9 protein-coding genes are annotated in these 11,037 nt (G+C 67.8%); 7 read left to right on the top strand and 2 right to left on the bottom strand.

Annotated features, from left to right (window positions below; genetic code table 11):
- Window positions 1-3: 3 nt before the first annotated feature.
- Complete coding sequence (gene ftsY, locus ACZY0Y_RS07905) at window positions 4-1,227, top strand: signal recognition particle-docking protein FtsY (RefSeq protein WP_463883438.1); 1,224 nt, start codon at window positions 4-6, stop codon at window positions 1,225-1,227.
- A gap of 95 nt (window positions 1,228-1,322) precedes the next feature.
- Here ftsY and ACZY0Y_RS07900 read toward each other — a convergent pair whose 3' ends face one another.
- Window positions 1,323-2,570, bottom strand: a complete 1,248-nt coding sequence (locus ACZY0Y_RS07900) for an MFS transporter (protein ID WP_463883436.1) — start codon at window positions 2,568-2,570, stop codon at window positions 1,323-1,325.
- A gap of 247 nt (window positions 2,571-2,817) precedes the next feature.
- Between ACZY0Y_RS07900 and ACZY0Y_RS07895 the strand changes: the two genes are divergently transcribed.
- The 3 genes from ACZY0Y_RS07895 (at window position 2,818) to ACZY0Y_RS07885 (ending at window position 5,905) form a co-directional block, all read left to right on the top strand.
- Complete coding sequence (locus tag ACZY0Y_RS07895; RefSeq protein WP_463883434.1) at window positions 2,818-4,182, top strand: ammonium transporter; 1,365 nt, start codon at window positions 2,818-2,820, stop codon at window positions 4,180-4,182.
- Window positions 4,179-4,517, top strand: a complete 339-nt coding sequence (locus tag ACZY0Y_RS07890) for a P-II family nitrogen regulator (protein ID WP_463883433.1) — start codon at window positions 4,179-4,181, stop codon at window positions 4,515-4,517. Before ACZY0Y_RS07895 ends, ACZY0Y_RS07890 begins: the two co-directional genes overlap by 4 nt.
- A gap of 185 nt (window positions 4,518-4,702) precedes the next feature.
- Window positions 4,703-5,905, top strand: a complete 1,203-nt coding sequence (locus tag ACZY0Y_RS07885) for an acyltransferase family protein (RefSeq protein ID WP_463883431.1) — start codon at window positions 4,703-4,705, stop codon at window positions 5,903-5,905.
- A gap of 48 nt (window positions 5,906-5,953) precedes the next feature.
- Here ACZY0Y_RS07885 and ACZY0Y_RS07880 read toward each other — a convergent pair whose 3' ends face one another.
- Window positions 5,954-7,330, bottom strand: a complete 1,377-nt coding sequence (locus tag ACZY0Y_RS07880) for a glucose-6-phosphate dehydrogenase (RefSeq protein WP_463957326.1) — start codon at window positions 7,328-7,330, stop codon at window positions 5,954-5,956.
- A gap of 164 nt (window positions 7,331-7,494) precedes the next feature.
- Between ACZY0Y_RS07880 and ffh the strand changes: the two genes are divergently transcribed.
- Genes ffh through ACZY0Y_RS07865 form a run of 3 tightly spaced genes read left to right on the top strand, consistent with a single transcriptional unit; the run spans window position 7,495 to window position 11,024 of the window.
- On the top strand, window positions 7,495-9,081 hold the full coding sequence (gene ffh / locus ACZY0Y_RS07875; protein ID WP_463957325.1) for a signal recognition particle protein: 1,587 nt from the start codon (window positions 7,495-7,497) through the stop codon (window positions 9,079-9,081).
- Between the two features lie 58 nt (window positions 9,082-9,139).
- Window positions 9,140-9,889 carry an alpha/beta fold hydrolase gene (locus tag ACZY0Y_RS07870; RefSeq protein ID WP_463883427.1) on the top strand — a complete coding sequence of 250 codons (750 nt, stop codon included), beginning with the start codon at window positions 9,140-9,142 and terminating at the stop codon, window positions 9,887-9,889.
- Between the two features lie 52 nt (window positions 9,890-9,941).
- On the top strand, window positions 9,942-11,024 hold the full coding sequence (locus ACZY0Y_RS07865) for an amidohydrolase family protein (RefSeq protein ID WP_463957324.1): 1,083 nt from the start codon (window positions 9,942-9,944) through the stop codon (window positions 11,022-11,024).
- Window positions 11,025-11,037 lie beyond the last annotated feature (13 nt).

Below are 11,037 nucleotides of genomic sequence, written 5' to 3'. Positions count from 1 at the left end.
GGAGTGAACGACATCCTCCCCATTCTCCTGCCCATCCTCGCTGCCCTGGTGGTCCTCGGTGCGCTCATTCCGGTCCTGATGAAGACCCGGAAGAACATCACCAACTACCCCGGAAAGCGTGATGAGAACGATCCTGTGAGGCCGGGTGCCGGCGGCGGGACCCTCCTCGAGGACCGTCCCGCACCGCCGCGCGAACGCGTGTCACCAGACGACGTAGACGGCGCCGTCGACCTTGAGGGCCTGGAAACAGTCGAAGTCCCGGACAACGTCGCCGGCCTGGAAACCGTCCCGGTGGAAACGCCGCTGCCGGTGGCCGGCCGCCTGGTCCGCCTCCGCGAACGCCTCATCAAGTCCAACAACATCCTCGGCAAAGGCCTGCTGGCGCTGCTCTCAGCTGACAAGATCGATGAGAACGTCTGGGACGAGGTGGAGGAGACCCTCCTGCTCGCCGACCTTGGCACCGAGCCGACCCTGCAGCTCGTCGACGCGCTCCGCGAACGCGTCAAGGTGCTCGGCACCCGCTCCCCGGAACAGGTCAAGGCCCTGCTGCGCGAGGAACTCATCAAGCTCGTCGACCCGACGATGGACCGGACGCTCCGCGTCGAACGCCACGCCGACAAGCCCGCCGTCGTGCTCGTGGTGGGCGTCAACGGCGTCGGCAAGACCACCACGGTGGGCAAGCTCGCCCGCGTGCTTGTCGCCGAAGACAAGGATGTCCTGCTCGGTGCCGCGGACACCTTCCGCGCCGCCGCCGCCGAGCAGCTCGCCACGTGGGGCCAGCGCGTCGGCGTCCCCACCGTGAAGTCCGACGTCGACGGCGCGGACCCGGCGTCCGTCGCCTATGAAGCGGTCAAGGCAGGCATCGACCAGGAAGTCGACGTCGTAATGATCGACACCGCCGGCCGCCTGCAGAACAAGACGGGCCTGATGGACGAGCTCGGCAAGGTCAAGCGCGTCATCGAGAAGCTCGCCGAGGTGGACGAGGTGCTCCTGGTCCTGGACGCCACCACGGGCCAGAACGGCCTGAACCAGGCCCGGGTGTTCGCCGAGGTCGTGAACATCACCGGCATCGTCCTGACCAAGCTGGACGGAACGGCCAAGGGCGGCATCGTGGTGGCCATCCAGAAGTCGCTTGGGGTCCCGGTCAAGCTCATCGGCCTCGGCGAGGGCGCGGACGACCTCGCCCCGTTCGACGCCGAGAGCTTCGTCGACGCCATCCTGAACTGAGGGCGTGCCTCCCACAGAGGCAGCCCCCTGGCCCGCGGATGCCGTCGCTGACAACGACAGCCGCCGCGGGCCAGTGGCGTTTAAACGGGCAGGAGTCAGGCGCCGCGCGTAGCCGGCCGCTGGAACGTTTCCCGGGCCAGCAGCCAGCCCGCGGCGGCCGCGACCAGGACGCCGCCGGTGACGCCGAACGCCCAGCCATAGCCCAGCCGGTCTGCGAGGAGCCCGGCAAGGACCGGTCCGATGATCGCGCCGCTGTCTGCCGTCATCTGGAAGATCGCGAGCACCCGGCCACCCGAGCGCTCATTGCCAATCACGTCGGCCATGGCAGCCTGCTGGGCGGGGCCGAGCAGGCCTGACCCGATGCCGGCCACGGCGGTCGCCGCGAGGAACCAGGGCAGCTCGTGGGTGAAGCCGATCGCTGCCGTGGCGGTTCCGGTGACGAGCAGCCCGGAAATCATCATGGGTTTCCGGCCCAGGCTGTCCGCGAGTTTGCCGGAGAACGTCAGCGCCACCGCGTTGGCCGCGGCGAACATCGCCAGGGCCCAGCCCGCCGATTCCGGGCCCGCGTTCAGCGCGGCAACCGCGAAGAGCGGAACCGTGGCCATCCGCACGCCGAACGTCGCCCAGCCGTTCGCGAAGCTGGAGAACAGCCCCGCCCGGTACGCGCTGTCCCGAAGCGCCGCACGCAGCTCCATCGCCGGCGCCGTGGACCCGTCCGGGCGGGAGGCGGCCGGCACATGGCTCAGCTGGGTCTGCACCACCAGGGCCGCCAGGACCAGGGCGGCCGCGTAAACGAGGAACGGCACCCGCAGCCCGAAGCCGGCCAGCAGGCCGCCCACGACAGGCCCGCACACATTGCCGATCAGGAACGCCGAAGCATACGCCCCCGAGACCCGGCCGCGGCTCTCGGGCGGCGCCAGCCGGACCACGAGGGCCATCGATGCGACCGTGAACATCACCGAGCCGGCGCCGCCGAGGCCCCGGAAGATGAGCAGCTGCCAGTAGTCCTGCGCGAAGGCGCACGCCGCCGTCGACGCCGCAACAATGAGCAGTCCGGCCACGTAGACCGGCCGTTCCCCGAGCCGCACAATCAGCGCGCCGCCGGCGGGGGCGAACACCAGCCGCATAAACGCGAAGATGCTCACGATCACGGCGGCCGCCGTCGCTCCGACGTCGAACGTGGTGGCGAACTGGGGGAGGACCGGGGCCACCAGGCCGAAGCCGAGGGCGATGAGGAAGGCAGCTACCAACATCACCTTGATGTCCCGGGGCAGCACCGCCCTGCCGCTGGTCCGGGTGCCTGCCTGGGCCGGGGATCCCGCGGGGCGGTGGGACTTACTCATGGTGAAGGCTTCCTGGTCCTGTGGGCGCGTGGGAGGGGATGTTGGAGCGCGTGAAACATAACCGTAACAAGAAGGATTTGCACCATTTACTTCCAAGAGGTTCTTGTAACACCCCGGCAATCTAAATCCTGCGCCGGCGAAACACGCCCCCGACAAAATCTTCTTAGAACGCAAACCGCGTTGAGGCACGCGGAGAACTCCGCAACAACAACTTCTCGATCGCATCCAAGCAAGGAGGACGTGCACCATGGAACTTACCGCAGGTCACGTATGGCTGATGGTGGCAGCAGCACTTGTGCTGTTCATGACACCAGGACTCGCATTTTTCTACGGCGGCATGACGCGCGCCAAGGCTGCACTGAACATGATGATGATGAGCTTCATCTCCATCGGCATGGTCGGTGTGGTCTGGGTGCTCTGGGGCGCCTCGATGAGCTCCGGTGAGGGCTTCCTGCAGATGGTGGGAAACCCGTTCGCCACCTTCGGGCTGGAGGGCATCAACACCCCTGACGGACTCATCAAGGTCGGCTACGCAGCCACCTTCGCCATCATCACTGTCGCCCTGATCAGCGGCGCGATCGCCGACCGCGCCAAGTTCGGCGCCTGGTCCGTGTTCGTCCCGGTCTGGGTCACCCTGGTGTACTGCCCGCTGGCCTACATGGTCTGGGGCGGCGGGCTCTTCGGCCCGGAAGGCGCAATCGGCAAGGCCCTCGGCCCGGCGATTGACTTCGCCGGCGGCACGGTCGTCCACATCAACGCCGGTGTTGCGGCGCTGATCCTCGTGCTGATCATCGGCAACCGCAAGGGCTTCGGCAAGGACCCCAACCACCGCCCGCACAATATCCCGTTCGTGATGCTCGGTGCCGCGATCCTCTGGTTCGGCTGGTTCGGCTTCAACGGCGGCGCGGCAACGACGGCGGAACAGGGCGGCCTGATCTGGGTCAACACCCTGGCAGCCCCGGCCGCGGCAATGCTCGGCTGGCTCGTCACGGAGCGCATCCGCGACGGCCACCCGACCTCCCTTGGTGCCGCATCCGGTGTGGTCGCCGGCCTCGTCGCCATCACCCCGGCCTGCGCCAACGTCAGCCCGGTCGGCGCGCTGTGCCTCGGCCTCGTCGCCGGTGTGGCCTCCGCGCTCGCCGTCGGACTCAAGTTCCGCTGGGGCTTTGACGATTCGCTCGACGTCGTGGGTGTCCACCTCGTCTCGGGCATCATCGGCACCGTGGCACTGGGCTTCATCGCCCTCCCGGTCGAAGGTGCCGGCGGCGGCCTCTTCTACGGCGGCGGCTTCACCCAGCTCTGGGCCCAGCTCGCCGTGGCCGGCATCGCGATCGCCTACTCCGCGGTGCTGACCTCGATCATCGCTTTCACGATCCACAAGACCATGGGCTTCCGGGTTTCCCCGGAGCAGGAAGTGGTGGGCGTGGACCTCAGCCTGCACGCCGAAACCGCCTACGAATTCGGAGTCGGCGGCCACGGCGGAAGCTTCACCCCGCTGCACGAACTCATCACCGGCAAGGCCCAGGCCGCAGCGGCCCCGGCCGCGACGGTGGACCCAACGTCCAACGGCAAGAAGACCGCAGCAGCAGGCAAGGAAAGTGTGGAGGCATGAAACTGATCACAGCAATTGTCCGGCCCGAAAAGCTCGACACTATCCGCGAAGGGCTTGAATCCTACGGCGTGCAGGGCCTCACGGTCAGTGCGGCCAGCGGCTACGGCCGGCAGCGGGGCTACACCGAGGTGTACCGCGGCGCCGAGTACAACGTGGACCTGCTCCCCAAGATCCGGGTAGAAGTCCTGGCCACCGACGAACAGGCGGATGACATCCTGGATGTCATCATTGCCAGCTCGAACACCGGCCGGGCCGGTGACGGCAAGGTCTGGACGATGGATGTGTTCGAAGCAGTGCGGGTCCGCACCGGAGAACGCGGATCGGCCGCCATCTAACGTTTCGAAACCGCAGACAAGCCCCGATTGCCGTGGACTTCAAAAGTCCACGGCAATCGGGGCTTTCGCGTATTCCGGCACGTCAAATCCGCTGACGCACGGGCCGGATTGCCGTAGGCTGGCGGCACTGAGCGGAGCCTGTACGCACGGGCATACCCCAGCTGGCGCCGTCGTTGGAGGAAAAGATGGAAGCTACCCGCCCCCGCTACACCTCATTGGACGGACTGCGCGGTGTCGCTGCCGCAGCTGTCGTCGTGTTCCACGTAGTCATCGCGGACGGGAGGGCGGGGGCCATCTACGAGCTGGAGAACACCGGCCAACTGACCCTCTTTGAGCAGATCATGCACTATTCCCCGGCGAGGATTCTCTGGGCCGGATCCGAAGCAGTTGTCGTTTTCTACGTACTCAGCGGATTCGTGCTGGCGCTTCCATTTGCCCGCAATCATGGCCAGCCGTGGCGGTATTTCTACCCGAGGCGGCTCTTGCGCCTCTATTTGCCGGCTATCGCCAGCCTTGTTTTCGCGTATCTGACCACCCTTGCGGTCAGCCGTTCTGTGCTGCCGGATGCCGGCCACTGGCTTAACGCACACGCAGAGAAGCCCAACGGCCTCCTGCAGGTCCTGCTTGGATCGTCACTGATGGCAGGGTGGGGTGGGCTGAATACGTCCTTGTGGTCGTTGCGGTGGGAAGTGGTCTTCTCGCTGTTGCTGCCGCTGTTCCTGCTTTTCGCAGTTCGGTTCAAGCGCCTCCTGTGGTTCAAGGTTGCCAGCGTCATTGCGTTCTGTATCTTTTGGCGGCTCGCGGGCGTCTTCTATCCCGACCTTGTGTATATTTCCGTGTTTGCCCTGGGTGTGCTGATGGCCTATAACACGGACCTTCTTCGGGACTGGGCGCAGCGAGTCCCGTCCTGGGGATGGATCCCGGCGCTCGCGATCTCGGCGGTTCTGATCACCAATTCCTGGTTAATTGCCGCCCTGGATCCGAACTCATCCCTGCGCGCCGCATGGATTGGTCCTGCAGCGGCCGGCGCCGCTCTTCTGGTTTTTGTCGTCGCCCATTGGGCACCGGCCGTCCGGTTCTTCTCCGCGGCCGGCGTCCGGTGGCTGGGAACGATTTCTTTCAGCCTGTACCTCACGCAGGAACCGGTCGTTGTCGCACTGGGGTTCCTCACCCATGGGCAGTCACCTCTTTGGCTTCAGCTACCGCTGGTTGCCGTGGTCTCACTCCTGATCGGCTGGCTGTTCTACCTGGGAGTGGAGCGGCCCTCGCATCGGGTAGCACGCAGATTCGGGCTCGCGCGGCAGCAGCGGGAAGAAGCGGACCTGGCGCGGAAGTCAACGCCGGCAACCGTCCAGCAGACACAGGGCGACCTGACCGGGACGTCCTGACGCCAGCGTCCAGGCGCAACTTTGATGCCCGCCCCTGCCCCCGGAAATTCAGGCGGGCCAGCCCTCCGGTCCGGCGCTCCCGGCGGCGTACTCCTCCAGCGGTGCGCTGTCCCTGGCCCAGGCCCTGAGGACAGGCTCCAGGATCCGCCAGCAGTCTTCGGCGGTATCGGCGCGGACGGAGAGCAGGGGATCGCCGGTCAGGACACCCTCGAGGACTTCCCCGTACGGCAGCAGCTCGGAGGCGCTGAGCTCAGCCACGAGGGTGGCACGGTCCAGGCTGAGGACGTCGCCGGGGCCGTTCACGTCGACGTCGAACTGCAGTGTGTCCGGGCCGAAGCCGATCCTCAGCTGGTTGGGGGAGTCCACCCCGGTGAAGCCCCTGGGCAGGTGCGGCACCGGCCGGAAGGTCACCACGGCCTCCTTGCGTTTGATGCCCAGGGCCTTGCCGGAGCGCAGGATGAACGGGACGCCCTGCCACCGCCAGTTGTCGATCGCCACTTCCACCTCGGCGAGCGTCTCCGTGCCCCGGTGCGCGTCGACGCCCTCTTCCTTGGCATAGTCCGGGACCGTCCTGCCGCCCACCGACCCCGCAGTGTAGCGGGCGCGGCGTGTGCTCTTTGCATAGGGTGCCTTGATGCTGCTGGCCCGCAGCACCGTGGCCACGGCGTCGCGGAGGTCCCGCTCATCCACTGAGGCCGGCGGCTCGATCGCCATCAGGGCCATGATCTGCAACAGGTGGCTCTGGATCATGTCGCGGAGGGCGCCGGCGCCGTCGTAATAGCGGGCGCGCCCCTCCAGCGCGAGGTCCTCGTCGAAGACAATCTCGACCTTTTCGATGTGCCCGCGGTTCCACACCGGCTCCAGGAAGGTGTTGGCGAAACGAAGTCCCAGGATGTTCAGCACCGTTGCCTTGCCCAGGAAGTGGTCCACCCGGTGGATGTGGTCCTCCGGCACCAGGGCGGCCAGGGTCTGGTTGAGGTGCCGGGCGGACTCCTCGCTGGAACCGAACGGCTTCTCCATGACCAGCAGGGTCCCGGCGGGCACCTCCCCGGGAGCCAGCGCCTCGCAGGCCAGCTGGCTGACGCGCGGCGGCAGGGCGAAGTAGACGGCCACGGGCCCCTCCAGCCGGGCCAGCAGACCGGCCAGTTGCCCGTCGGCCGTGACGTCGAGCTGGTGGTAGCTGGTGGTTTCGCGGGCCCGCCTAAGCTCCCGCCGCCCATAGGCCTCGGCCTGGGAATTGGCGTCGGCAAAGGACTCATCGATGCGCTCGAGCCACTGCTCCGGGGTCCAGGCATCCGAGCCGGCGCCGACCAGTGTCAGCCCGTCGGCGCGTCCCCGGGACACGAGCCGGGCAAGGCCCGGCAAGAGCAGCCTGCCGGTGAGGTCGCCCGAGGCGCCGAGGATGAGCAGGGTTTTTACTGTCATTTGGCTGGTCACCTAAGCCAGCATGCCATCTTGAAGGCGCGTCTTGGTACCCTAGATAGTCGAGTCCCGTTGTCGAGGCGGTTCGTTCAGGCGAACATCAGTCGCGACGCTGGCGTGCCGGACCGGCCGCCAACTGTAGATCCACTGAAAGAAGTGCACGGCGCGTGTTCAATTCACTCTCTGACCGGTTGACAGCAACCTTCAAGAACCTCCGTGGCAAGGGCCGCCTGACCGAGGCGGACGTTGACGCCACAGTCCGCGAAATCCGGCGCGCCCTCCTGGACGCCGACGTCGCCGTCCCCGTCGTCCGCGAATTCACCGGGCGCGTGCGCGAGCGTGCGCTCGGCGCCGAAGTCTCGGCCGCGCTGAACCCGGGCCAGCAGATCGTGAAGATCGTCAACGAGGAACTCGTCGAGATCCTCGGCGGCGAGACCCGCCGGATCCGGCTCGCGAAAACCGGCCCCACGATCATCATGCTCGCGGGGCTCCAGGGTGCCGGCAAAACCACCCTGGCCGGCAAGCTCTCCAAGTACCTCAAGGCGCAGGGCCACAGCCCCATGCTCGTGGCCTGCGACCTGCAGCGCCCCAATGCCGTGACCCAGCTCCAGGTGGTCGGCCAGCGCGCCGGGGTGCCCGTCTTCGCACCGCACCCGGGCGCCACCTCCACCGAGCTGGACCACCCCGCTGGCGACCCGGTCACGGTCGCCCGCGCCGGCGTCGAGGAAGCCAAGCGCACCCTGCACGACGTCGTGATCGTTGACACCGCCGGCCGGACCGGCGTGGACGCCGAAATGATGGAACAGGCACGCCAGATCCGCCGCGCCATCGTCCCGAACGAAGTGCTCTTCGTGGTCGACGCCATGATCGGCCAGGACGCCGTCAACACGGCCATGGCCTTCGATGAAGGCGTCAACTTCACCGGCATCGTGCTCTCCAAGCTCGACGGCGACGCCCGCGGCGGTGCCGCGCTCTCCGTCTCCTCCGTCACCGGAAAGCCCGTAATGTTCGCGTCCACCGGCGAAGGCCTGGACGACTTCGAACTCTTCCACCCGGACCGCATGGCTTCGCGCATCCTCGACCTCGGTGACGTACTCACCCTGATCGAGCAGGCGGAGAAGTCCTGGGACAAGGACGAAGCTGCCCGGATGGCGAAGAAGTTCGCCGACCAGGAAGACTTCACCCTGGACGACTTCCTCGCCCAGATGCAGCAGATCCGCAACATGGGATCCATGAAAAAGATGCTCATGATGATGCCCGGAGCGCAGAACATCCGGCAGCAGCTCGAGCAGTTCGACGAGCGTGAGATCGACCGCGTCGAGGCGATTGTGCGCTCCATGACGCCACACGAACGCGTCGCCCCCAAGATCATTAACGGTTCCCGCCGGGCCCGGATTGCCCGCGGTTCCGGTGTGCACGTCTCCGAGGTCAACGGCCTGCTGGAACGCTTTGCCCAGGCCCAGAAGATGATGAAGAAGATGGCTGCCGGCGGCGGCATGCCCGGGATGCCGGGGATGCCCGGCATGGGTGGCGGAGGGGCCCGCAAGGGCGCCAAGAGCGCACCCAAGAAAAAGGCGCGCTCCGGCAACCCGGCCAAGGCCGCGCAGGAGCTCAAGGATGCCCAGGCCCGCCGGGCCGAAGGCGCCAAGGCCCTTCCGACCGGTGCCGCGTTCGGGCAGCAGGGCGGCGATTTCGATCCCTCCCAGCTGAACCTGCCCAAGGGCTTCGACAAGTTCCTCGGCGGCGGCAAATAGGCCCTGCCGGCCGAAATGTCTGCGGCCCATTGTCGGGCCGGTGTCATAGGGTTAGAGCATGTTCAAGCAGCGCGTAGTCTTCGTCCACGGGGCGGGCAGCTTCGGTGCTGCCGCGTGGCCAAAACAGCACGGAATGGCGCTGAACTACGACGCGCTGTTCCTGCGCCGCCACGGTTACGACCCCGTCGCCGAGCCGCTGGAAACGGACTTCGCTGCCGACGCTGCCATTGTGCTGCGGGCGCTGGCCGACGACGGCCGCGGCGAGGCCGGCGGCCACGTTGTGGCGCACTCCCAGGGCGCCATCGCTGCGATGATGGCCGCCGTCGAACGGCCCGACCTCGTGCACTCCCTGACCCTCGTGGAGCCGGCCTGCCTCTCGCTCACCGCGGAGCTGCCGGCGACGGCGGCGCACCGCGCCTTGATGCAGCCGCTCTTCGACGTCCGCCACCACCTCAGCGACGAGGATTTCCACCGCGAATTCGTCCGCCGGGTGTTCGCGGCCCACACTCCGGCACAGGCGGCCCTGGGTGCCCCGGGCCCGGAAGACCAGCGGGAAGCCCGCCGACTGCGACTGCAGGCTCCGGCCTGGGAAGCGCCGCTGCAGATCGTCCCGGGCGTCCCCACCCTGGTCCTGACCGGCGGCTGGGAACCGCTCTACGAAGAGATCGCGGGCTACCTGCGTGAAACCGGCGCCCTGCACCGCACTGCGGCGGGCGGGCACCGGCCCCAGGATTCAGCAGAGGGAAACCGGATCATCCGGGCGTTCATCGCCGACGTCGGCCGGCAACAGCACGCGCACGCCTCCTAGCTGTTCGCTCTCCGCTCTTCGCGGACCCGGTCTGCGGATTAGGCTTTAAGCCATGACCCGCATCATCGAGTTCACCGGCCCCGTCCTCACCGGCCCCGACCAGGAACGCCCGGGCCTCTGGTCGGTGGACGGCAGGCTGACTTTTGACCGTCCCGCGGCCGCCCCGGACCTCGTCCTCGACGGGTGGGTCATTCCCGGGCTGGTCGATGCGCACTGCCACATCGGACTCGGCCCCGGCGGGGATGTCCCGGAGCAGCTGGCCGAACACCAGGCCGTCACCGACCGGAATGCCGGCACGCTGCTGGTCCGCGACGCGGGTGCCGTCCACGACACCCGCTGGATCCAGCACCGGGCGGACCTGCCGCGCCTCATCCGCTCGGGCCGGCACATCGCCCGGACGAGGCGGTACCTGCGCGGCTTCGCCGTCGAGGTCGAACCCCGCGACCTGGTCGAGGCCGTGCGCAAGCAGGCGCGCGCCGGCGACGGCTGGGTCAAGCTCGTGGGGGACTGGATCGACCGCGACGCCGGTGACCTCGCCGGCTCGTTTCCCGCCGCGGTGCTTAGGGACGCGGTCGCAGCCGCCCACGACGAAGGCGCGCGGGTCACGGCACACTGCTTCGCCGAAGACACCCTGGATGACATGCTCGACGCCGGGATCGACTGCGTCGAGCACGCCACCGGCCTGCTCCCTCGGCACCTGCTGCGATTCGTCGAACAGGGCGTGCCGATCGTCCCCACGCTCATCAATATCGCCACTTTCCCCGACATCGCCGCGCAGGCCGGGGCCAAGTTCCCCCGGTACGCAGCGCATATGCGCTCACTCTGGGAGCGCCGGGCAGAACGTGTCCTGGAAGCGTTCGAAGCCGGTGTCACGATTTTCGCCGGGACGGACGCCGGGAGCGTCATCAAGCACGGGCGAATCGTCGACGAGCTCCAGGCGCTCCACGCGGCCGGGCTCCCGGCCCGGGCGGCGCTCGACGCCGGCGCCTGGGCCGCCCGGGACTGGCTGGGTGCGGACGGCATCACCGGGGGTGCCAGCGCCGACGTCCTGGTCTGCGCCGAGGACCCGCGCAGCAATCTCGCCACCCTGCAGGATCTCAAGAACATCGTGCTGCGCGGAAAACTGGTCCGCTAGCACCAGGCCCGGC

The sequence above is a fragment of the Pseudarthrobacter kochi genome (assembly GCF_055412805.1).
This window is presented reverse-complemented; position numbering and strand designations above follow the sequence as displayed.

Coding starts and splice junctions, on each gene's coding strand:
- ACZY0Y_RS07865 (WP_463957324.1), top strand. CDS start 9,942: ATGACCCGCATCATCGAGTTCACCGGCCCCGTCCTCACCGGCCCCGAC.
- ACZY0Y_RS07890 (WP_463883433.1), top strand. CDS start 4,179: ATGAAACTGATCACAGCAATTGTCCGGCCCGAAAAGCTCGACACTATC.
- ACZY0Y_RS07885 (WP_463883431.1), top strand. CDS start 4,703: ATGGAAGCTACCCGCCCCCGCTACACCTCATTGGACGGACTGCGCGGT.
- ACZY0Y_RS07895 (WP_463883434.1), top strand. CDS start 2,818: ATGGAACTTACCGCAGGTCACGTATGGCTGATGGTGGCAGCAGCACTT.
- ACZY0Y_RS07900 (WP_463883436.1), bottom strand. CDS start 2,570: ATGAGTAAGTCCCACCGCCCCGCGGGATCCCCGGCCCAGGCAGGCACC.
- ACZY0Y_RS07880 (WP_463957326.1), bottom strand. CDS start 7,330: ATGACAGTAAAAACCCTGCTCATCCTCGGCGCCTCGGGCGACCTCACC.
- ACZY0Y_RS07870 (WP_463883427.1), top strand. CDS start 9,140: ATGTTCAAGCAGCGCGTAGTCTTCGTCCACGGGGCGGGCAGCTTCGGT.